27 protein-coding genes are annotated in these 18,818 nt (G+C 62.3%); 22 read left to right on the top strand and 5 right to left on the bottom strand.

All coding sequences use genetic code 11. The features are described from left to right. Nucleotides 1–48 precede the first annotated feature (48 nt). From rplS to FZF13_RS10565, 5 genes are all read left to right on the top strand, one after another. Complete coding sequence (gene rplS, locus FZF13_RS10585; protein WP_024923194.1) at nt 49–576, top strand: 50S ribosomal protein L19; 528 nt, start codon at nt 49–51, stop codon at nt 574–576. Between the two features lie 123 nt (nt 577–699). Beyond that, a complete protein-coding gene (locus FZF13_RS10580) occupies nt 700–1,566 on the top strand; it encodes a DUF3800 domain-containing protein (RefSeq protein WP_081766829.1) in 867 nt (288 codons plus the stop codon). Between the two features lie 409 nt (nt 1,567–1,975). Beyond that, complete coding sequence (locus tag FZF13_RS10575; RefSeq protein WP_024923195.1) at nt 1,976–2,395, top strand: organic hydroperoxide resistance protein; 420 nt, start codon at nt 1,976–1,978, stop codon at nt 2,393–2,395. Nucleotides 2,396–2,397: 2 nt separating this feature from the next. Beyond that, the gene (locus FZF13_RS10570) at nt 2,398–2,889 is read left to right on the top strand and encodes a MarR family winged helix-turn-helix transcriptional regulator (protein ID WP_024923196.1); all 492 of its coding nucleotides are present in this window, start codon (nt 2,398–2,400) and stop codon (nt 2,887–2,889) included. Nucleotides 2,890–3,064: 175 nt separating this feature from the next. Next, nucleotides 3,065–3,862: a transporter substrate-binding domain-containing protein gene (locus FZF13_RS10565; protein WP_024923197.1), complete on the top strand. Its 798-nt coding sequence runs from the start codon at nt 3,065–3,067 to the stop codon at nt 3,860–3,862. Between the two features lie 39 nt (nt 3,863–3,901). Here FZF13_RS10565 and FZF13_RS10560 read toward each other — a convergent pair whose 3' ends face one another. Continuing rightward, on the bottom strand, nt 3,902–4,294 hold the full coding sequence (locus FZF13_RS10560; RefSeq protein ID WP_036254985.1) for a YybH family protein: 393 nt from the start codon (nt 4,292–4,294) through the stop codon (nt 3,902–3,904). A gap of 64 nt (nt 4,295–4,358) precedes the next feature. On the opposite strand from FZF13_RS10560, the gene FZF13_RS10555 reads away from it, so the two are divergent. The 3 genes from FZF13_RS10555 (at nt 4,359) to FZF13_RS10545 (ending at nt 6,294) form a co-directional block, all read left to right on the top strand. Further along, on the top strand, nt 4,359–4,721 hold the full coding sequence (locus FZF13_RS10555; protein ID WP_024923199.1) for a winged helix-turn-helix transcriptional regulator: 363 nt from the start codon (nt 4,359–4,361) through the stop codon (nt 4,719–4,721). Then, nucleotides 4,718–5,539 (top strand): amino acid ABC transporter permease, encoded by an 822-nt coding sequence (locus FZF13_RS10550; RefSeq protein WP_161773062.1) that lies wholly within the window; start codon nt 4,718–4,720, stop codon nt 5,537–5,539. Before FZF13_RS10555 ends, FZF13_RS10550 begins: the two co-directional genes overlap by 4 nt. 119 nt (nt 5,540–5,658) lie before the next feature. Next, nucleotides 5,659–6,294 carry a class I SAM-dependent DNA methyltransferase gene (locus FZF13_RS10545; protein WP_024923201.1) on the top strand — a complete coding sequence of 212 codons (636 nt, stop codon included), beginning with the start codon at nt 5,659–5,661 and terminating at the stop codon, nt 6,292–6,294. Between the two features lie 22 nt (nt 6,295–6,316). On the opposite strand, the gene FZF13_RS10540 is transcribed toward FZF13_RS10545, so the two are convergent. After that, nucleotides 6,317–6,934 carry a DUF1287 domain-containing protein gene (locus FZF13_RS10540; protein WP_024923202.1) on the bottom strand — a complete coding sequence of 206 codons (618 nt, stop codon included), beginning with the start codon at nt 6,932–6,934 and terminating at the stop codon, nt 6,317–6,319. A 294-nt stretch (nt 6,935–7,228) separates the two neighbouring features. Between FZF13_RS10540 and leuC the strand changes: the two genes are divergently transcribed. Beyond that, nucleotides 7,229–8,638, top strand: a complete 1,410-nt coding sequence (gene leuC / locus FZF13_RS10530; RefSeq protein WP_024923203.1) for a 3-isopropylmalate dehydratase large subunit — start codon at nt 7,229–7,231, stop codon at nt 8,636–8,638. A 1,257-nt stretch (nt 8,639–9,895) separates the two neighbouring features. On the opposite strand, the gene FZF13_RS10525 is transcribed toward leuC, so the two are convergent. From FZF13_RS10525 to FZF13_RS10515, 3 genes are all read right to left on the bottom strand, one after another. After that, nucleotides 9,896–10,123 (bottom strand): hypothetical protein, encoded by a 228-nt coding sequence (locus FZF13_RS10525; RefSeq protein WP_137900344.1) that lies wholly within the window; start codon nt 10,121–10,123, stop codon nt 9,896–9,898. Next, entirely contained in the window at nt 10,120–10,377 is a 258-nt protein-coding gene (locus FZF13_RS10520; RefSeq protein ID WP_024923205.1) for a hypothetical protein, read from the bottom strand. Before FZF13_RS10520 ends, FZF13_RS10525 begins: the two co-directional genes overlap by 4 nt. Nucleotides 10,378–10,485: 108 nt before the next feature. Next, nucleotides 10,486–11,301, bottom strand: coding sequence for a S24 family peptidase (locus FZF13_RS10515; protein WP_137900345.1), 816 nt, complete (start codon nt 11,299–11,301; stop codon nt 10,486–10,488). Between the two features lie 104 nt (nt 11,302–11,405). On the opposite strand from FZF13_RS10515, the gene FZF13_RS10510 reads away from it, so the two are divergent. From FZF13_RS10510 to FZF13_RS10460, 13 genes are all read left to right on the top strand, one after another. Further along, complete coding sequence (locus tag FZF13_RS10510; RefSeq protein ID WP_036254983.1) at nt 11,406–11,696, top strand: helix-turn-helix domain-containing protein; 291 nt, start codon at nt 11,406–11,408, stop codon at nt 11,694–11,696. A gap of 2 nt (nt 11,697–11,698) precedes the next feature. Continuing rightward, a complete protein-coding gene (locus tag FZF13_RS28920; RefSeq protein WP_161773061.1) occupies nt 11,699–11,860 on the top strand; it encodes a hypothetical protein in 162 nt (53 codons plus the stop codon). Further along, complete coding sequence (locus FZF13_RS28915; protein ID WP_161773060.1) at nt 11,857–12,171, top strand: helix-turn-helix domain-containing protein; 315 nt, start codon at nt 11,857–11,859, stop codon at nt 12,169–12,171. The genes FZF13_RS28920 and FZF13_RS28915 overlap by 4 nt, the downstream gene beginning before the upstream one ends. Next, nucleotides 12,168–12,578: a helix-turn-helix domain-containing protein gene (locus FZF13_RS28910; protein WP_024923208.1), complete on the top strand. Its 411-nt coding sequence runs from the start codon at nt 12,168–12,170 to the stop codon at nt 12,576–12,578. Before FZF13_RS28915 ends, FZF13_RS28910 begins: the two co-directional genes overlap by 4 nt. Continuing rightward, nucleotides 12,571–13,431, top strand: a complete 861-nt coding sequence (locus tag FZF13_RS10500) for a ParB/RepB/Spo0J family partition protein (protein WP_024923209.1) — start codon at nt 12,571–12,573, stop codon at nt 13,429–13,431. Before FZF13_RS28910 ends, FZF13_RS10500 begins: the two co-directional genes overlap by 8 nt. 7 nt (nt 13,432–13,438) lie before the next feature. Beyond that, nucleotides 13,439–13,678, top strand: coding sequence for a hypothetical protein (locus FZF13_RS10495; protein ID WP_024923210.1), 240 nt, complete (start codon nt 13,439–13,441; stop codon nt 13,676–13,678). After that, complete coding sequence (locus tag FZF13_RS10490) at nt 13,668–14,135, top strand: periphilin-like transcriptional regulatory Lge1 domain-containing protein (RefSeq protein WP_024923211.1); 468 nt, start codon at nt 13,668–13,670, stop codon at nt 14,133–14,135. The genes FZF13_RS10495 and FZF13_RS10490 overlap by 11 nt, the downstream gene beginning before the upstream one ends. After that, complete coding sequence (locus tag FZF13_RS10485; RefSeq protein ID WP_024923212.1) at nt 14,132–16,096, top strand: transposase domain-containing protein; 1,965 nt, start codon at nt 14,132–14,134, stop codon at nt 16,094–16,096. The genes FZF13_RS10490 and FZF13_RS10485 overlap by 4 nt, the downstream gene beginning before the upstream one ends. A gap of 67 nt (nt 16,097–16,163) precedes the next feature. Next, a complete protein-coding gene (locus tag FZF13_RS10480; RefSeq protein WP_024923213.1) occupies nt 16,164–17,180 on the top strand; it encodes an AAA family ATPase in 1,017 nt (338 codons plus the stop codon). A gap of 2 nt (nt 17,181–17,182) precedes the next feature. Next, nucleotides 17,183–17,506: a hypothetical protein gene (locus FZF13_RS10475; RefSeq protein ID WP_036254981.1), complete on the top strand. Its 324-nt coding sequence runs from the start codon at nt 17,183–17,185 to the stop codon at nt 17,504–17,506. Then, on the top strand, nt 17,503–17,829 hold the full coding sequence (locus tag FZF13_RS10470) for a hypothetical protein (RefSeq protein WP_024923215.1): 327 nt from the start codon (nt 17,503–17,505) through the stop codon (nt 17,827–17,829). Before FZF13_RS10475 ends, FZF13_RS10470 begins: the two co-directional genes overlap by 4 nt. Next, nucleotides 17,810–18,463, top strand: coding sequence for a DUF3164 family protein (locus tag FZF13_RS10465; protein WP_024923216.1), 654 nt, complete (start codon nt 17,810–17,812; stop codon nt 18,461–18,463). Before FZF13_RS10470 ends, FZF13_RS10465 begins: the two co-directional genes overlap by 20 nt. A gap of 11 nt (nt 18,464–18,474) precedes the next feature. Further along, the gene (locus FZF13_RS10460; RefSeq protein ID WP_024923217.1) at nt 18,475–18,816 is read left to right on the top strand and encodes a hypothetical protein; all 342 of its coding nucleotides are present in this window, start codon (nt 18,475–18,477) and stop codon (nt 18,814–18,816) included. Nucleotides 18,817–18,818: the final 2 nt, after the last annotated feature.

Raw genomic sequence — 18,818 nt, 5'->3', positions numbered from 1 at the left:
AGCGTAGGGCGCTCTGACTGTCGGAAGAACAAGAAGTGGATTGTTAAGATGGATATCCTCCGTCAGCTCGAGGCCGAACAGGTCGCCAAGATCGAAGCCAAGCGCAAGCTTCCCGAATTCCAGCCCGGCGATACCGTGCGCGTCCAGGTGCGCGTCACCGAAGGCAGCCGCACCCGCGTGCAGGCCTATGAGGGCGTCGTCATCGCCCGCTCCGGCTCCGGCTTCCAGGAGAATTTCACCGTCCGCAAGATTTCCTACGGCGAAGGCGTGGAGCGCGTGTTCCCGGTCTACTCGCCGATGATCGAAGCGGTCGAGATCGTCCGCCGCGGCAAGGTGCGCCGCGCCAAGCTCTATTACCTGCGCGACCGTCGCGGCAAGTCGGCTCGCATTACCGAGAACACCGGCGTGCGCGCCCGCAAGCTGAACGACGAGGAGCGCGAGGCGCTCGCCGCCGAGAAGGCCAAGATCGAGGCCGAGAAGGTCGCCGCCGCCGAGGCTCTGGCTGCCGAGAAGGCCGCACAGGAAGCCGCCGAGAAGAAGGCCGCCGCCGCTGCTGAAGCCACGGCCGCCGAATAAGATCTTCGGACAAATACAGGTTTGGAAAAGGCGGCTTCGGCCGCCTTTTTCGTTTTGGCGACGAGTAACCTCACGCGCCGTATCCACTTGACTCTTTTCGTTATCGGTCGTCTTTCATAAAAGATGAGCTCTGGGGGGAGTGTACCGGACCCATACTTCGTTGCCTATTTCGATGAAGCTGGTGATCCTGGAATCAAAACTGTTGCACCAATAGATCCGAACGGGGCGAGCGAATGGTTCACGGTCGGCTGTACGGTTGTGCGTGCTACTAATGAACCCGGATTGGTGCCTCTCGTACAGTCGATTAAGAAGTCAGTTTTTTCCACGCAAAGCCCCGACTTGCATTTTCGAAATCTGGTCGAACATAAGAAGCTACCCGTCTGCCAAGCTTTAGCCGCAGCGAATTTGCGCTTTTTCGTCATCGCTTCAAACAAGAAGAACATGCGAGGATATCGCAACCCTCAAGCAGAGGCGGTTTCACTGCATAAGCATAACTACTTCTACAACTACTGCATCCGCGTTTTGCTCGAACGAGTTAGCCAATGGTGTGCGCGGCGTTCGATCTACGAAACTGGCGAACCCAAACACGTCAAACTAGTATTTTCGAAGCGTGGCGGGCACTCCTACCGTCACGTCGAAACGTACATACACCTTCTCGCTAACCAGGCGGAAAATGGTCGAATATATCAGTCGGCCAATGTTCCCGATTTTAGAGTCCTCGATCATCGTTTGATCGAGGTGATCGAGCACAACAAAAACGCAGGTTGTCAGATTGCTGACGTTGTTGCGAGCGCCTTCTATCAAGCAGCAAACGCTGGAACGAAAAAGTGGAATACCGAATACGCGGAAGCTCTTAAAGACCGAGTGGCGTCGAGAGCGGACGGCCGACATGCAGGATTCGGCATTACATTGTTGCCGTGGAAGAACTGGACGCTACGCCTCACAGATGCGCAAAAGAAAATCTTTCGATTTTACGGCTACGAAATATGAAAGCGGCGGGCCCTGGCTTCGTTACCATCGGCGGCGTGTAGGCCCCCATCCCGAGGGGGACCGTCCGTCCAACTGCCGCATCTAGGATCCGGCCCGAAGTTCTCCCAGCGTTTCCCGCCACGGGCATAAGTGGTACATTTTCATCAAAAAGTCAAGTGAATCAACGCCTTAATCGACTAAGCCCTTGATTGGGATTCATTATTTCACTTGCGTGATGATACCCTCGGGGTGGAACCGCCAATTGAACGGCCTCGGTAATGTGTGCCCTCGGACCTCGATAAGTCTCCGATTGACAAGCTGCGTACCGCTTCCTGCGACCGCTTTCACGCGGTCTGGAATTACGAAAGAGCGGTTGACTCGCATTATTTTGTACACTAATGATTTGTACACAAATTAATTGGAGATGACGATGTCCGCATTGTATTCCACCGAAGCCCGCGCCGTCGGCGGCCGCGCCGGCCATGTTAAGTCCTCGGACGGCCTGATCAGCCTCGACCTTGCCATGCCGAAGGAACTGGGCGGCAAGGGCGGCGCCACCAATCCCGAGCAGCTTTTCGCCGCCGGCTATTCCGCCTGTTTCGAAAGCGCCATGCGCTTCATCGCCGGCAAGCAGAAGCTTTCGCTCACCGACGCCGCGGTGACGGCGAAGATCGATCTTCTCCCGAACGGCGAGGGCGGTTTCCGGCTGGGCGCCGCGCTCACCGCTGAAACCAAGGGCCTCGACCAGGCCGCTGCCGAGGCGCTTGTCGCCGCCGCCCACAAGGTCTGCCCCTATTCCAATGCGCTGAAGGGCAATGTCGACGTCGCCCTGTCGGTCCAGGCCGGTTGAACGTGACGGGCACGATCGAGCATGGAGCTGCGCCGGGCCGGGCCGAAACGCCCCGGCTCGACCGGCAGCTTTGTTTTGCGCTCTATTCGGCCAGCGGCCTGATGACCAAGCTCTACAGGCCGCTGCTGGCGCCGCTCGGTCTCACCTATCCGCAATACCTCACTATGCTGGCGCTGTGGGAAAAGGCGCCGCGCACGGTGGGCGAACTGGGCGATACGCTCGGCCTCGATCCGGCCACGCTGACGCCGCTGCTGAAGCGCATGGAGGCGGGCGGGCTGATCAGCCGCCGCCGCGACCCCGCCGACGAACGCCGCGTGCTGGTGGAGCCGACCGCGCAGGGCGAGGCGCTGCGTACCGCCGCCAGCGGCGTGCAAGCCGCACTCGCCTGCCGCGTGCCGCTCGCCCCGGCCGAGCTCGCCGGCCTGCGCGAAACGCTGAATGCCCTGATCGGCCAATTGCGCGTTGCGGAAGCCGAGACCGTCGAGACGGAGTAAGGCTGCGGGATCGGGAGATAAATCGTCCCCGATTCCGCCATTCCTGGGTATCGATTTCCAGTTTCCTCCTGCCGGGCGCAGCGCGGCGGCTTGCAAGGCCGCGCCAGAAGGCTAATGTCGGCGCGATCCTTTTCGACCGCCGAACCCGCGCGGTCCATTTCCCGGGGGAAGTACCATGATCCGATCGAAACTCGTGCTGGCCGCGATTGCCGCCTGCCTTCTCGCGCCGTTCGCGGCCAACGCCCAGACCTTGCCCGATCTCGCCGGCAAGAAGGTCGTGGTGGTGACGGAAAACGCCTACCCGCCGCTGCAGTTCGTCGATCCCAAGTCCGGCAAGCAGATCGGCTGGGAATATGATTTCATGAACGAAATCGCCAAGCGGCTGAACTTCAAGGTCGAATACCAGAACACCTCCTGGGACGCGATGATCCAGGCCGTCGCCGACAAGCAGTACGACATCGGCATGACCGGCATCACCATCAATGACGAGCGCAAGGCCAAGGTCGATTTCTCCGACCCCTATATGCGCAACGAGCAGTTCATGCTGGTGCGCGGCGACGAAAGCCGCTTCACCGAGGCCAAGAGTTTCGCCGCGTTGAAGGACGGCCTGATCGGCGCGCAGCCGGGCACTTCGCCCTTCTACACCGCCGTCTATTCCGTACTCGACGGCAATGAACACAACCCGCGCATCAAGCTGTTCGAGACCTTCGGCGCCACCGTGCAGGCGCTCAAGGCCGGCGACGTTGACGTGGTGCTGACCGACGGCACCGCCGGCAAGGGTTATGTCGAGGCTTCCGAAGGCAAGCTGAAGCTCATCGGCGGGCCGCTCGGCACCGAGGATTTCGGCTTTATCCTGGCCAAGGGCTCGGATCTGGTGAAGCCGGTCAACGCGGCGATCGCCGCGCTCAAGGCCGACGGCACGATCGACGCGCTGAACAAGAAGTGGTTCCTCGACTACAAGATCGGCCAGTAACAGGCCGCAGCCGGCTCCGTCGTCTGGCGGGGCCGGCGCTTAACCGCCCGCGGCGCCGTAGCGACTGGCGCCGGCGTGATCGACCGCGTAGAGCCAGCTGCCGTCAGCCTGCCTGCGCACGATTTCGGCGGTGAAGCCGGAATGGATGACCGCACCATTTTCATCGGCCAACGAAAAATCGGCGCGCAGCAGTGCCAGATCGCCATGCTCGACGCAGAAGGTGTTGTTCGACGCCATCGTGCCCGGCAATTCGATGAGTTTCCGCAATTCCGTCGCGATCGCCGCCTTGCCGGTGAGACTGGCGCCGCTGGCATCGACCAGCAACCGCGCGTCGTCCTCGTAGAGCGAAAGCAGCTCTTCCAGCCTGCCGGCATTGCGCAGAGCCGCAAAAGTGCCGTTCATTTGCGCGGGTCGATAGACTTTCCTTGACATTGGCTTTCTCCTGTTTCGAGAACAGAACCATGTCGTTTCAGAACTATCCAAACGGGAACCCAACATGACCGAACCGGCGATTGCCTCAGCCAGCCCTGAGACGCCCATGCCGCGCCGGCCGGACCTGTGCCCGGTCGAGGATTGGCTGGCCTTCCTCGGGCACCGCTGGAACGCGCTGCTGCTGTGGCATCTCTCGGCCGGCGCCAGGCGGCACGGCGAGCTGATGGCCTGCCTGCCCAATATCACCGCGAAAGTGCTGTCGGAGCGGCTGGACGGGTTGTTGCGGCGTGGATTGGTCGAACGCGATCAAGTCTCCGCCTTCCCGCGCGGCGTCGTCTATTCGTTGTCCGAGGGCGGCCGCCAGGTCGTTGCCATCCTCGATCGCTTCGAGACGCTGCCGTCCTCGTTCGGCGAGCCGCGACATTGATCCCGCCCGCATCCGGCAAGCAGGCCAAGGAATTTCCCTGGTGGCTCGCGGCGGCGGCCACCATCGCGGTCGTCGCGGCAATCGCGATCTTCACCAGCGACATCTATGCCCAGGTCTTCGGCACCGTCGTGCAGGGCATCGGCATCACCATCTTGGTCGCGCTCATCGCCTTCCTGCTGGCGGCGACGATCGGCCTCGGCATCGCCCTGATGGGTCTGTCGGGCTCGATCTGGCTCAGGCAGATCGCCCGCTTCTATGTCGAGATCATGCGCGGCATCCCGGTGCTGGTGCTGTTGTTCTGGATCGCCTTCGCCGGCGTCCCGGCCTTCGTCGCTGGCTGGAATTTCGTCACCCTGCCGCTGCAGCAGGCCGGCTACATCGACGCGCTCCTGGTGCGCGAGGTATCGCTTTTGTGGCGCGCCATCATCGCGCTCGCCTTCGGCTACTCGCCCTTCATCGCCGAGATCTTCCGCGCCGGCATCCAGTCGGTCGACATCGGCCAGATCGAAGCCGCCAAGGCGCTCGGCCTCAGCCGTGGCCAGCGCTTCCGGCTGATCGTCATGCCGCAGGCGGTGCGTGTCATCCTGCCGCCGCTCGGCAACGACTTCATCGCCATCACCAAGGATTCCTCGCTGGTCTCGGTGCTCGGCGTCGCCGACATCACCCAGATGGGCAAGATCTACGCGTCCGGCTCGTTCCGCTTTTTCGAGACCTATTCGATCGTCGCTTATATCTATCTCACCCTCACCGTTAGCCTGTCGCTTGCCCTGAGGGCTCTCGAACAACGCATGCGACGCAGCCAGCGCCCGGCGTCGTGATCTTGGGGTTTGCCCGCTGCTCGCTGTGAAGCGCCGAGCAAATTTCAGAGCGAAGGCTCCGGGTTGACGCCGACGCCGTTCCCTCCCACGCTGGCCCGACCAGGGGAGGAGACATGGCGATGGATACCGACAAGGCGCATGTGGCGCTGGACTCCGTTTACGGCGCCGGCTCGCCTGAAGCGCTCGGCGACGCCTATGCGGCCTGGGCGGCGAGCTATGACAGCGAAACCGCCTCGCTGGGTTATCTGCTGCCGTTCCTGATCGCCGCCTGGGTCACACGTTACGTGCCGGCGGGCGAGGGGCCATTGCTCGACGCCGGCTGTGGCACCGGCTTGACCGGCCCGCAGCTCAGGGCGCTCGGCTATCACGACCTCGTCGGGCTCGACCTCTCGGATGACATGCTGAAGGTCGCCGCCGGCCGGCAGGCCTATGGCGAGCTCAAAAAGGCGATGCTCGGCGGCCCGCTGCCTTGGCCCGACAGGCATTTCCGCGCCTTCTTCTCCACCGGCGTCTTCACCATCGGCCACGCGCCGGCGTCCGGCCTGCACGAATTGGTGCGCATCACCAAAAGCGGCGGCCACGCCATCTTCACCGTGCGCGACCAGGTGTTGGACAAAGGCGGCTTTCGCAACGTCTTCGCCGAGCTGGAACGGGCCGGCAAATGGCGGCCGCTCGAGGAAAGCCCGTGGTTCCGCTGCTATGCGATCGCCGACCCGGACGCGCTGGTGAAAACCTTCGTCTTCGAGGTGCTTTAGCGAAGCGGCCGGCTAAAGCCGTTCAGGCATTGGGCGGAAAGCGGAAATGACCGTTGAGGCGGAAGGCGAACAGCGTGTCCTCCACCCTGGCGCCCGCGCCGATATTGTGGACGACCAGCGGCCGCTGGCCGTCCGGCGTCATCCGGTCGGTGACGATGGCGATATGCGGCAGGTTGCCGGGCAGGCGCTGGGTCACCAGATCGCCCGGACGATAGGCCTTCGGGTCGTCGACGACATCCAGAGCCGCACCTTTTCGCCTGAAGAAGGTCTCCAGATTGGGAACGCGGCGATGGTCGATGTTGCGGTCCGGCTGCTTGCGGCCCCAGATTTTCGGATAGGCGGAGAAGCCGGCGCGCATGTCCTCGTTGACCAGCCGCTGCAGGTCGATGCCGAAGGCGTGGCGATAGGCCCGCACCACGACGTCGGTGCACACGCCGCGCTCGACCGGAACGTCGCCGCCCGGATAGTCGAGCCGCACATAGGCCGGATCGTAGAGAACGGTCACGCCGACCTGGGCGAGCCCCGCGTCGACCAGTTTCATGCCCCAGGATTGCGCCGGCGAAGCCGCCGCCGGCCGCGCCAACAGTGCCGGACAAGCGGTCAGCACCATCGATTTCAGGACAGTGCGACGATCGACCATGTGACACCCCTCGATACGACGGTCAGGGCAATCGAGCTTTCGGGCTTATTTTTGACCGGAGCAGGCGCAATTGCCGACCGGATGGATTCTTGATATGAGCCTTGGGCGATGGAAGAGCTTTTCGGCGATCCGGCCTATAAGGGCTTCGTGCTGCAGGACAAGAAGCGCCTGCCCGCGCGTTTTTTCGCCCGCATTTCCGGTACGCCGACCAGCCGACTTAGCTAGTAGCCGGCCGCGCCCGTTTGCCGGCGCGCATTTCGCATCTTCCTGCTTCACATCGACGGATTTACGCACATGAGCGCACCGCGCACCCTCTACGACAAGATTTTCGACGAACACGTGGTCGACCGCCAGGACGACGGCACCTGCCTGCTCTGGATCGACCGCCACCTCGTGCACGAAGTGACCAGCCCGCAGGCCTTCGAGGGCCTGCGCATGGCCGGCCGCAAGGTCCGTCACCCGGAAAAGACGCTGGCCGTGGTCGACCACAACGTGCCGACCTCGCCCGACCGCGTGAACGGCATCAAGAACGAGGAAAGCCGCATCCAGGTCGAGGCGCTGGCGAAAAACGCCGCCGATTTCGGCGTCGAATATTATTCCGAGAAGGATCGCCGCCAGGGCATCGTCCACATCATCGGCCCCGAGCAGGGTTTCACCCTGCCCGGCATGACCATCGTCTGCGGCGATTCGCACACCTCCACCCACGGTGCCTTCGGCGCGCTGGCGCATGGCATCGGCACTTCGGAAGTCGAGCATGTGCTGGCCACCCAGACGCTGATCCAGAACAAGGCCAAGAACATGCTGGTGCGTGTCGACGGCCAGCTGCCGGAAGGCGTCACCGCCAAGGACATTATCCTGGCCATCATCGGCGAGATCGGCACCGCCGGCGGCACCGGCTATGTCATCGAATATGCCGGCGAGGCGATCCGCGCGCTGTCGATGGAAGGCCGCATGACCATCTGCAACATGTCGATCGAAGGCGGCGCCCGCGCCGGCCTGATCGCGCCGGACGAGACCACCTTCGCTTATGTCAAAGGCAAGCCGCGCGCGCCGCAGGGCGAGGCCTGGGACATGGCGCTCGACTACTGGAAGACGCTCTATACCGACGAAGGCGCCCATTACGACAAGGTGGTGGTGCTCGACGCGGCCAAGCTGCCGCCGATCGTCACCTGGGGCTCCTCGCCGGAGGACGTCACCTCGGTGCTCGGCGTCGTGCCGAACCCCGACGAGATCGAGGACGAGAACAAGCGCAACTCCAAGAAGCGCGCGCTCGATTACATGGGCCTCACCGCCGGCACGAAGATCACCGACATCAAGCTCGACCGCGTCTTCATCGGCTCCTGCACCAATGGCCGCATCGAGGACCTGCGGGCCGTTGCCGCCGTTGCCAAGGGCAAGAAGGTGGCGGCGACGGTCAACGCCATGATCGTTCCGGGCTCGGGCCTGGTGAAGGCGCAGGCCGAGGCCGAGGGACTGGACAAGATCTTCATCGAGGCCGGTTTCGACTGGCGCGAGCCGGGCTGCTCGATGTGCCTGGCCATGAACGACGATCGCCTCAAGCCGCATGAACGCTGCGCCTCGACCTCGAACCGCAATTTCGAGGGCCGCCAGGGCTTCAAGGGCCGCACCCATCTGGTGTCGCCGGCCATGGCCGCGGCTGCCGCGATCGCCGGTCACTTCGTCGACATCCGCGACTGGCACTGATCCGGTCCGACCTCTTCCCGCTCCGGCGGGAAAAGACCCGATACCATTTCAAGGCCTCCGGCATCCCCGCCGGGGGCCTTTTTGCATGCGGGCTGGCCCGTCGCGGTGGGAAACTATCTCTTGCATTCAACCGCTTGCCGAAGGCAGGAACGCCTCGTCATTCCCGACATGCCCCGCTCCTCGGGGTCGCTCACGCGCAACCGTTCGCCGCGCCGCCCTATTGCGTGTCGCGCATCTCCAACACATCCGAACCGCCGCTGTCTTCATCACCGTTCCGCCGGCCTCAGGCCCGCGTTCCGCTTTTTGCCCGTTCTGAGCCGTCGCTGTTTTCACCGGCGTTCCGGCATGGATTCCCGACACGCTCCGCTCCCTGCGGTCGCTCACGCGGCCGGGAATGACGAGACGCGTGGATGGTCTCGCCGATTGTCCATGCCCGGCTTTGCATCAGGGGCGCTGCGAATGACAGCGATCCCTAAAACCGTTGGTGTGAACAACGGGGGTCATCGAAACCGACGCGAACGACAGCTACTCTCAAAGCCGCTGGCGATTGGCGAAAGCGTTTCAGAACATTCGTCATTCCCGATGTAGTTTGACACCGGGTCTTAGAAATCCGGGAATAAGTGGGAATGGCCGGGAACTGGCGAAAAGTGCTGCAATCTCAAGCGATTGAGCGACGGTGGCAGAGACGTTCAGTTTGACGTGTGGTTTTAGACGAACTGACCAGAACTGCAAAGCGAGCGAGGCGGCGGCAACACAGAGCCGGATTTGTTAACGGCCTTTGAGAAACCTTCGACCCGCCTTCAAACCCGCAGAAAACTGGCCTTGAGGCGCGAGGCGCCGATCCGGCGAGATACCCGCGCGACGCTCGCCACTACGGAAAAAACCAAAATAAACTTGGATGATGCGTCCAACTTAGGCGAAAACGGCAGAATATTACGCAATATCAAAGGGATCACGACCGATGACGTTGGTCGCCGAACTTGGATGTTTGCTGTCGCCGATCAGCGGCGCATTTTGGCGATCTTGAAGTCATTGTCATAACGGTTGTCGCATGACGTGCAGCGCAGCAAGGGTTCCATCGTCACCACAAAGCGGTTCTTGCCGAACCGCCTTTCGATCCGCTGCCGATCGAGCCAGCCCAGGTGCCGGCATCGAGAACACATCGCACCCAGACGGTACCATTCGGGGAGATCGCCCAGGCGGATCGAATGTGCGCGCCTGACACCATCGGCCGGGTGCGGCGCCCGCCCGGCCGCCTCACTGTTGTGAGGATTTTGACGGGTTCAGCTCGCCGGCTCTGCGCCGCTGCATGACGAACCGATTGTTGTAGTGAACGAGTAGTACTCCGGGAAACCGCTCACAGGCCTCATTCCAGGCAGCCTGGCTTAGAAAATTGTCGGACGATTGGGCGAGCACCTCCAAGCGCTCGCCCTCGTCGGCAGACCAGATTTCGACCCGGTAATTGTCAACGGGTGTCGGCATCAAGCCGCAGCCTCCATAGCCTCGTCGAGATCAGGAACCGAGCCGAACGCCGCAAGCAGACGAGGCGCATGCATATCGCCGCTCTCTTCTTCGACATGAACCTCGAATGCAGCCGCCCCGGCCCAGTTTTGAGACATCATCTCTGCCAAGCGGATTGCGCTCGCCTCTCCCCCGCGCGCCTCACGCATTTCAGCGATCAACAGACGTCCTTTGATCAAACGGAACGCAATGACGACGAACTTCTGCACTCGCTTCATAGAAACACCTCCAGCCCAAGAATGTTCCTATTTTGTTCTTGCGATCTGTCAGGAGTCAAGCAGGCGAGGAAAATGTTCCTCGCTTGATTAACAGGCGGTCTCTTCTGGCTAGTAGCTCCTCGGCTTGCCGCCAGCGAAAAACACCTGGCCGTGCACCCGCACACGATGCTCGATGTCGCCGAACGGCACCAGGTCCGGTTCGTATGCTTTGTTGTCCGAAATGATGCGCAGGTCGCCGTTGTTCAGCACCTGCAGGCGTTTCAACAGCAAACGATCATGGTCAAGGGAGAAGACGAAGATACCGCCGCGCTCGACGACACGCCAGTCCACGTTCTGTACGACCATTACCAGGTCGCCATCGCGAATGGTGGGCTCCATTGAATCGCCGGCGCCTTCCAAAACTCCGACGACGGCATTCGGCGGCGCCCAAGGTGGGAGATTTCTGCTAAGCCAGTTCCTTCCGACCGAGAAGTACTCGCTGACATCTTCGGAGACCACCAGCGCGCCGGCCCCTGCCGATGCGCGCACATCATAGCGCGGCATCTGGATCATCCGTTCGCTGAGTTGCGTCGCCGGTAGGTCAGATCTCTCTTCCTCATCGTTCTGCGGTGAAAGGAGGGTCCAAAAGCCGGTGCCTGCGAGCAGGTACTCCACGTTGTGATTTGCCGCAGCTGCAAGTTTCAAAAGCTCCAAAAATCTGGGCTGCGTTGCTCCTGACCGGTAATTGTCCAGGGTCGTTACGGAGACGCCCATCGCCTTAGCCGCCACCTTTCGGCCGCCCGCATACTCCGCAAGCATCTCAATCTTTTCAGCAAGTTGCCTCTCGATATCGGGGAGTTCGCCACGAGCTCTCGCCATCGCCTCAGCTGGCGCATCACCATCATTCTCGGGGGTAGAATTTTTTGGAGCTTTTTGCGTAATCACACTTTACAACGTCCAATTTTTTGGACATTCTCCGCTAGCTAACGAAAACAAACCTCGAAGAAAGGGAGGCCGGTCAGGGCCTCCCTTTCAACACCGGAGCCACTATGGACCCGATTGCACGCTCGGCCAAGATCAAAGCCGATCTCTTTACAGCCGGTTACGTCCTGCTTGACGTCGACCGCCGGCACAAGCTCCCACTCGGTACGGCTTCCCGAACTCTCTGGGAGCCGAACTCGCTTGGCGAGGTGGCGATAGCTGCTGCTCTCGCTTGTGAACCGCATGAACTGTGGCCCGAGCGCTACGACGCCAGCGGCCAGCGGCTATCGCCTCAACCTCCCAAAAACTATCTCCGCCCCCAGCCGCGCTGGCAACGTCGAAACGACAAGGCGGCTTAGACATGTTCGACGTCAAATCGCTGTCCTCAAATCAACAGCGCGCCACCCCCTTTCAACCGCACCTCTCAGACGATCCGGGCTTCCTGCTCGGCTCGGTTCTGACCGCGCTGTTGCTCGCTGGTTTCGTTCTGATCGGCCTCGCATGGCTTGGAGTTTTTCAATGAATGCCTGTTGTCCCACCTGCGGCCGTGGCCTTGCTGGTGTATCTCGCCTCGTCTTCGAACGGCGGTCGGGGACTATTACCACGCCATGCGGCCATGCCCGGCTACGCCCGTCCGAGTTTGCCCTGGTCGAAATCCTCCACGACGATGCACCCAGCATCCACTCCGTTGGCGAGTTGCAGGCGGCCGTCAACCTTCACGGCACGACCATTCGTCGCTTGGTTCACGATATCCGCCTGAAGGTCAAACCGCTCGGCGTCGACATCGCGAATGTGCGCGGCGTCGGCTATCACCTTGTGGGGGCGGTGCGATGAACGCGGTCCCCTTCATCATCGACCGGCCCCAGATCGTGCACCGTGTCGTGCGCAATGTCGTCGCGTCGATCGTGCCAACGGCATCCGAGGCCATGCTGTTCGACAAGAACAGCTATCGCGGCCCGCAGGTCACCGCCTGGATGCGCCAGGTGGCGATGTACGTCATGCACCGTCGGTTCGGCGCGGGCCTCAACAAGGTCGCGAAACTGTTCGCCCGCGACCGGTCATCGGTCCTCCACGGCGTGTACCAGGTGGAGGACGCTTGTCAGGACAGCTATCTCACCTCGGCCTTCGTGGCTTTCGTCGAGCACCAAGCCCGAACGCTTCTCGACGACATCCAGGCGACCGAGACCGAGACAGGCGTCCTTCCCTCCGAATACGCATCAGTCGGAGGGCGCCGTGGTTGAGTTCAAACGACTTCCGCTCTCCGACATCTTCGTGCCCGCCGACCGCCTCCGCAAGGTTGACGACAACAAGGCCTTTCTCATTGGCCAATCCGTTGTCTCGGGCGAACTTATCCACCCCGTTAACGTGTACCGCACGCCCAACGGCGAACGCCCATACACCCTCGCTGCGGGCGCGACGAGGTATCGCGGACACGAACTCCACGGCCTCACCGAGGTCGATGCCTTGGTGCGCAAGCTCGACAAGGCTGGCGCACGACGCATCGAGATTGAGGAGAACCTGTTCCGCGACGAGCTGTCTAAGCTGGACCGCGCCCTGCATGTGATTGAATACCGCAGGCTGTGGGAGGAAGAACACGGCAAGCTCGCTCGTGGGAACCCTCAGTTTTCCAATTCCGCCAACTTGGCGGAATTGGCCGAAACGGCTCAAGGTCACTTCTTCGCGCAAGCTCTTGACGATCTCGGGTTGTCGCGACGTGCCATCGAGCGCGCGCAGTTCATTGGCTCCAAGCTGCGGCCGGAATTGCTCGACGTGCTTCGTGACAAGCCCGAGGCGGACAATCAACGCGTCCTTGAACAGCTGGCCGGCCTAGAGCCGGATCGCCAACGCAAGGTTGCTCTTGCCTATGCCGATCAGCCCGACATTGGCCGGGCGTTGCACCTGACCGATCCGAACGCCAAGGCCAAGGCCGACCTGTCTCCTGGCCAAAAGCGCAAAGGCACCGTCACCGCCAATTTCAGCCAGCTCAGTCCGACCGACCGCCGCAAGGCCTTCCAGGAATTGATCTCCCGGTGGCCCGACGATGCCGCTTGGGCGTTCGCCAATCCTCTCCCGACCACAAAATCCGAAAGGTGACCTAGCCGTGAGCACGAAGGTTTGCCCGACCAGGAATTGCATCAATCCGGTGCCGAAGGGTCCGCAAGCCGTCTTCTGCGCTGACTGCCATTTCCGCCTCCCATACCGCGCCACCAACCAGATTTTCGCGCTGCAGTTCGCCTGCCAGCGCGCCGACGATCCCGACATCAAGCAACACCTGCGGGAACAGATCGACGCTCACATCCGCAGCGCCGCCCGCAGCCTGGAGAATGCGAATGCCGCGTAAAGCCAGCCCCGACCAGGGCGACCTCTTCTTCAGCCCGGTCTATCCCAGCCGCGTAGCCGACCAGAGCATCGACCTCACCGGTTTTCGCGGCAAGCTCAAGCGCGGCATGAGCCGGGCATTGAAAGACTGCGCTCACGAACGCCCGGAAGTCGCCATGCGGATCGCCACGGCGCTTGGCCAAGACAGTTTCTCGCTGGCGACGCTCAACGCCTACACCGCCGAGAGCAACGAAACCCACGATATCAGCCTCGTCCGCTTCAAAGCCTTCGTTCGGGCGACCCGCGCGACATGGTTGTGGGATCTCGTGGTGGCCGACGATGGCTTGACCATGCTGATCGGCGATGAGGCACGCCTCGCCGAGATAGCCCGTGTCCAGCAAGAACGCGCGGCCCTCGATGACAAGCTGAAAGAACTCAAGGCCAAGCCGGTCCACATCCTTCGGAGGGACCGCGCGTGAAGGAGTGGTTCTCTTTGGCCGAGATCGTCGAGGCACGTTCGCCCGAGCTGCCCGGCACGGTTCGTAATCTCAATGCCCTGGCTGTCGCCAGCAACTGGCGTGCGGACCCGGCCAGGGCGCGCCGAGCCGGTGGCAAGGGCGGCGGATGGGAGTACCATCTGTCGGCCTTGCCGCCGGGCGCGCAGGCACGACTTGCGCTCTTGTCCCGCGCGGGCAACGCGCCCGACCTGGCGCCGACCGTTGACGACACTTCGGCCGGGGTTTGGGCGCGCTTCGAAGCAATCTCGGACAAACAGAAAGCAGAATGCCGCCGCCGTCTCGCCTGCCTCCATGCGGTCGAGCAGCTGGCCGCGACCGGTGTTGGCGCGACCAACGCCGTGCTCCAGGCCGCAGCCATGAACGGGACATCGCCCGCGTCGATCTACAACTGGCAAAAGCTGGTGAAGGGTGTCGCGCGCGCCGACTGGCTGGCCGTGCTAGCGCCAAGCTATCAAGCAACTGCCAGTTTCAGCGACTGCCGCGAGGAAGTGTGGGAAGCGCTGACATCCGACTGGCTCCGGGCGGAGAAGCCCACGTTCTCCTCCTGCTACCGGCGTGTCCGCAAAGCGGCATCGAAACAAGGATGGTTGCCGATCCCCTCGGAACGGGCGCTGCGTCGCCGTGTGGAGGCCGAGATACCGGCCGGTGTCATCGCCCTGGCGCGCGAAGGGAAGGACAAGGCCAAGACCCTCTATCCGGCCCAAACCCGTATCCGCACCCACTTCCATGCCATGCAGGCCGTCAACATGGACGGCCACAAGCTCGACGTGTTCGTGCGCCTGCACGACGGCCGCATCACCCGCGTCCAGTTACTCGGCCTGCAGGACCTCTACTCTGGAACGATCCTCGCCTGGCGCATCTCGGAAACCGAGAACAAGGAAACCGTCCGCCTCGTCATCGGCGACATGGTGGAACGCCACGGCATCCCCGAAAAAATCTGGCTCGACAACGGGCGCGCCTTCGCCTCGAAGTGGATTTCCGGTCGCATTCCGAACCGCTACCGGTTCACCATCCGCGACGAGGACCCGCAGGGCATCCTCGTTTCGCTCGGCATCCAGCCGATGTGGACAAAACCTTATAGCGGTCAGTCGAAACCGATCGAACGCGCCTGGCGCGATCTCGCCGACAACATCGCCAAGCACCCGTTCTGCGCAGGTGCCTATACCGGTAACAGCCCAGAGGCGAAGCCCGAGAATTACGGCAATGCCGCTATCCCCATCGACGAGTTTCGCGGCCACGTCGCGCGCGAGATCGAAGAGCACAATACCCGCTCCGGTCGCCAGTCCGCAGCCTGCTCGGGGCGCTCGTTCCTGGAGACCTTCAAGGCCAGCCTAGCCGAACCGGCATCCATCGTGCGTTGGCCAACCGAGGCGCAGCGTTACCTTTGGCTGCTCGCCGCCGAAAAAGTCACCGCCCAGCGAGGCTCGGGAGAAATCCACTTCTATGAAAATCGGTACTGGTCCGTCGAACTGAACGCCCATGCTGGCCAGAAGGTCATCGTTCGTTTCGACCCCGACCGCCTGCAGGACAACATCAAGGTCTACACGCTCGATGACCGGTTGATCTGCACTGCAGCCTGTATCGCGGCCACCGGTTTCGACGATGTCGACGCCGCGCGCACTCATGCCCGCGACCGTGGCGCCTACCAGCGCACGCTCCGCGAACAGGCTCGCCTGCACCAGAAGATGACGGCTGCCGAGCTGGCGCGCCTCTATGGCAGCGAACAGCCCGCCTCGAAACCCGAACCCACCAAGCCCGCGATTAAGCGGCTCGCTATCGCCAATGGCGGCGCGGCGCCCGCGCCGATCCCTGCCGACGATTTCGAAGAGAGTTTCGCCGCTGGCCTCGCTCTGCTGCGCAATCAGCGCCAGGGCGACGCCGAGATCATCCCTTTCACGCCGAGAAGTGCCGAGGACGGCTGAAAAAAGAAGGCCGGGATGAACCCGGCCATGTCCGGCCCAAAGGGCCAATTGCACGAGGACTTGATACATGAACATCGATACGAACTCAATCTGGCAGCCGCCCGCACAAGAGCCCGACGTTTCGGAGGGCCGCGAGGGCCGCACCCCAGCGGACCTCAACCGCTGGCGCGAACTCACCCACAGCACGCGCGAACTGGCGCAACGCTCTGGCCTGTCCAAGGCCGAGGTGGCTCGCCGCGCAGGCATGCCCGACGGCACGTTTTCACAATGGTACTCCGGCAAATATGTCGGTCGCCTCGACCGCACCAACCTGACCATGGCGCAGTGGCTGGAAAGCGCGGCCAGCGCGGCAACGATCGAACGCGCCATCCCTGCCGGCCCCGGTTTTGTCATGACGAAAACAGCGGCCGAGATTTTCGCCGCGCTCGAACTGGCGCAGATCGCGCCCGATATGGTCATCATCACCCAGGCCGCTGGCATGGGGAAGTCGCACGCCTGTAAGCAATATGCGGCGACAAGGCCGCACGCGTTCCGCGTCACTATGCGACCGCAGACTAAGACCTGCTTTGCCATGCTGGTCGAACTCGGTCGTGCACTCAGCGTCATGGAAAACAACCCTGCCAAGCTGGACAGCGCCATTGGCGCGCGCCTGCAGCGCAACGGCCGACAAACGCTCCTGATCGTTGACGAGGCCCAGAACCTGGAAGACCGCGCGATCGACCAGCTGCGCTACTTCCTTGACGAATATGGCTGCGGCATCGCCTTGACCGGCAACACCAGCATTTACGGGCGTTTCAAGGACCGTTCGAGCGGGCCGGATTACACCCAGATCAAGCGGCGTTTTGGCAAACGGCTCTACAAGATGCAGCCCTACCCCGAAGACATCGCCATGATCATCGACGCATGGTGCATCCAGGACACCGACCAACGCACATTGCTTACCGGTATCGGTCGCAAGCCAGGCCACCTCGGTCAAATCGACAAGACCCTGCGCATCGCTCACCTGCTCGCTGCGGGCGAACAGGCTGATCTCGCCCTCAAGCACATCCAGGCCGCCTATCAAAACCGTCAGTGGGAGGAATGACCATGGGACAGACCCTGTCGCTCGAATTGTCGGATGGGTTGCACCAGTTGCTGCACCAATTCGACGACTACACCCACGAAGCGCGTGTTCTCTCACCCGAGGACGCCCGGCTCCTGCAAGTCTGTATCGACCAACTGCGTGCTCAAGCTCGCACCCTCGAAAATGAGGTCTCCAAGAAACGGTGGAATGAGGACGCCGCGCGGGATCGTCTCGCCGAGACCGACAACATCCTTGCCGAATTGCAGCGGCCCGGCAGCAATGTCCGGCTTTTTCCGGTGGCTCCGCGGCCGTTTTCGGACGGCCGTCCGAAAGGCGGCGCGGCATGAGCAAGACCCTGCTCGAAGCTGCCGCCGAGGTCGATGTGATCGACGCGGCCGGGCGCATCATCGCCAATCCGGCACGCAACGCGATAGCAGCGCCCGCCGCGACCGTGTTCGCACTGGCCATGGCCACCGAGCGCTTCTGGGCAGTGTGTGTTGAGGCCGAACTGCTGGCCCGGGCCGTGCGGCTTCCCATGACCGGCAACGTCCATGACGAGGATGTCCGGGACGACGCCATCCAACAGCAGACCCAACGCGTTCACGAATTGATGGCCGCCCTGCGCGGCGAAACCCCAAAGGATGAAGAACATGCAACTCAGCGTACTTGAAAACTCTATCGCGAACGGCACCGTCCTGGTTGGCGACAAGCAGTATCTCCACGATGCCAAGGGCAACCTGGTGCCCCTCGAAAACGTCAAGCCCGCCGACAAACTGCAGGATGAAACCGTGCGCAAGGTGATCGGCTACGCGCGGGATTTGTCCGCCCAGGTCGCCCGTTTCAAGCAGCACACCTTTGACGATCTGCAATCCTATGAAGGATTGCTCGCCCAGGAATACGGCGGCAAGGTTGGCGGCGCGAAGGGAAACAAGACCTTCATGACCTTTGACGGGCTCATGAAGATCATCGTCCAGGTGCAGGACTACATCGACTTCGGGCCGCAGCTGCAGGTCGCCAAAGGCCTAATCGACGAGTGTCTGCTGGAATGGACGGCCGAGAGCCGTTCCGAAATCCGTGCCATCGTCACCCGAGCCTTCAACGTCGACAAGAGCGGCCAGATAAACCGCTCCGAGATCTTCGCTCTCCTTCGGCACGACATCGAGGACGAGCGCTGGGTCAGGGCAATGACCGCGATCCGCGATGCGATGCGTGTCGTCAGTTCCAAGACCTATGTGCGCTGCTACGAGCGCGACGCCCATGACGACGACTGGCGCGCCGTCACCATCGATCTCGCCAAAGCGTGAGGGCAACGACCATGACCCTCTGGCACGAAAACCTTCACCGCATCATCGCCAGGATCGACGCGCTGATGCCGAAAACTGGCGGCCTGCGCATGGAGTACGAGGAGTTGCGTGCCTACTACGTCGACGTCCTTAAACTAGTCGAGCAGCTCGTCGCCGAAGAAGGTGGCCGTTTCTCCTGGGATGGCGATACCAGCCGGCTAAGGTTGGCAGGTATCGAAGCGACCTACACCCAGGAGCCTCAAGGCCTTCTGCGCAACTGGCAGGCCGCCGCCAGGCGACGGCTCGCCGCCTCTGACGATCCCATCAATCTCCAGGGCTCCGGCCCGGCGCCGGTCGTAGCCAGGGAGGTTTGAGC

Source organism: Mesorhizobium terrae (assembly GCF_008727715.1).
GTDB classification, from domain to species: Bacteria; Pseudomonadota; Alphaproteobacteria; order Rhizobiales; family Rhizobiaceae; genus Mesorhizobium; species Mesorhizobium terrae.
This window is presented reverse-complemented; position numbering and strand designations above follow the sequence as displayed.

What these genes read in the sequence shown, in the direction of transcription:
- rplS (WP_024923194.1), top strand. Translation starts at nt 49, where the DNA reads ATGGATATCCTCCGTCAGCTCGAGGCCGAACAGGTCGCCAAGATCGAA.
- FZF13_RS10580 (WP_081766829.1), top strand. Translation starts at nt 700, where the DNA reads ATGAGCTCTGGGGGGAGTGTACCGGACCCATACTTCGTTGCCTATTTC.
- FZF13_RS10575 (WP_024923195.1), top strand. Translation starts at nt 1,976, where the DNA reads ATGTCCGCATTGTATTCCACCGAAGCCCGCGCCGTCGGCGGCCGCGCC.
- FZF13_RS10565 (WP_024923197.1), top strand. Translation starts at nt 3,065, where the DNA reads ATGATCCGATCGAAACTCGTGCTGGCCGCGATTGCCGCCTGCCTTCTC.
- FZF13_RS10560 (WP_036254985.1), bottom strand. Translation starts at nt 4,294, where the DNA reads ATGTCAAGGAAAGTCTATCGACCCGCGCAAATGAACGGCACTTTTGCG.
- FZF13_RS10555 (WP_024923199.1), top strand. Translation starts at nt 4,359, where the DNA reads ATGACCGAACCGGCGATTGCCTCAGCCAGCCCTGAGACGCCCATGCCG.
- FZF13_RS10545 (WP_024923201.1), top strand. Translation starts at nt 5,659, where the DNA reads ATGGATACCGACAAGGCGCATGTGGCGCTGGACTCCGTTTACGGCGCC.
- FZF13_RS10540 (WP_024923202.1), bottom strand. Translation starts at nt 6,934, where the DNA reads ATGGTCGATCGTCGCACTGTCCTGAAATCGATGGTGCTGACCGCTTGT.
- leuC (WP_024923203.1), top strand. Translation starts at nt 7,229, where the DNA reads ATGAGCGCACCGCGCACCCTCTACGACAAGATTTTCGACGAACACGTG.
- FZF13_RS10520 (WP_024923205.1), bottom strand. Translation starts at nt 10,377, where the DNA reads ATGAAGCGAGTGCAGAAGTTCGTCGTCATTGCGTTCCGTTTGATCAAA.
- FZF13_RS10510 (WP_036254983.1), top strand. Translation starts at nt 11,406, where the DNA reads ATGGACCCGATTGCACGCTCGGCCAAGATCAAAGCCGATCTCTTTACA.
- FZF13_RS28920 (WP_161773061.1), top strand. Translation starts at nt 11,699, where the DNA reads ATGTTCGACGTCAAATCGCTGTCCTCAAATCAACAGCGCGCCACCCCC.
- FZF13_RS28915 (WP_161773060.1), top strand. Translation starts at nt 11,857, where the DNA reads ATGAATGCCTGTTGTCCCACCTGCGGCCGTGGCCTTGCTGGTGTATCT.
- FZF13_RS28910 (WP_024923208.1), top strand. Translation starts at nt 12,168, where the DNA reads ATGAACGCGGTCCCCTTCATCATCGACCGGCCCCAGATCGTGCACCGT.
- FZF13_RS10490 (WP_024923211.1), top strand. Translation starts at nt 13,668, where the DNA reads ATGCCGCGTAAAGCCAGCCCCGACCAGGGCGACCTCTTCTTCAGCCCG.
- FZF13_RS10480 (WP_024923213.1), top strand. Translation starts at nt 16,164, where the DNA reads ATGAACATCGATACGAACTCAATCTGGCAGCCGCCCGCACAAGAGCCC.
- FZF13_RS10475 (WP_036254981.1), top strand. Translation starts at nt 17,183, where the DNA reads ATGGGACAGACCCTGTCGCTCGAATTGTCGGATGGGTTGCACCAGTTG.
- FZF13_RS10470 (WP_024923215.1), top strand. Translation starts at nt 17,503, where the DNA reads ATGAGCAAGACCCTGCTCGAAGCTGCCGCCGAGGTCGATGTGATCGAC.
- FZF13_RS10465 (WP_024923216.1), top strand. Translation starts at nt 17,810, where the DNA reads ATGCAACTCAGCGTACTTGAAAACTCTATCGCGAACGGCACCGTCCTG.
- FZF13_RS10460 (WP_024923217.1), top strand. Translation starts at nt 18,475, where the DNA reads ATGACCCTCTGGCACGAAAACCTTCACCGCATCATCGCCAGGATCGAC.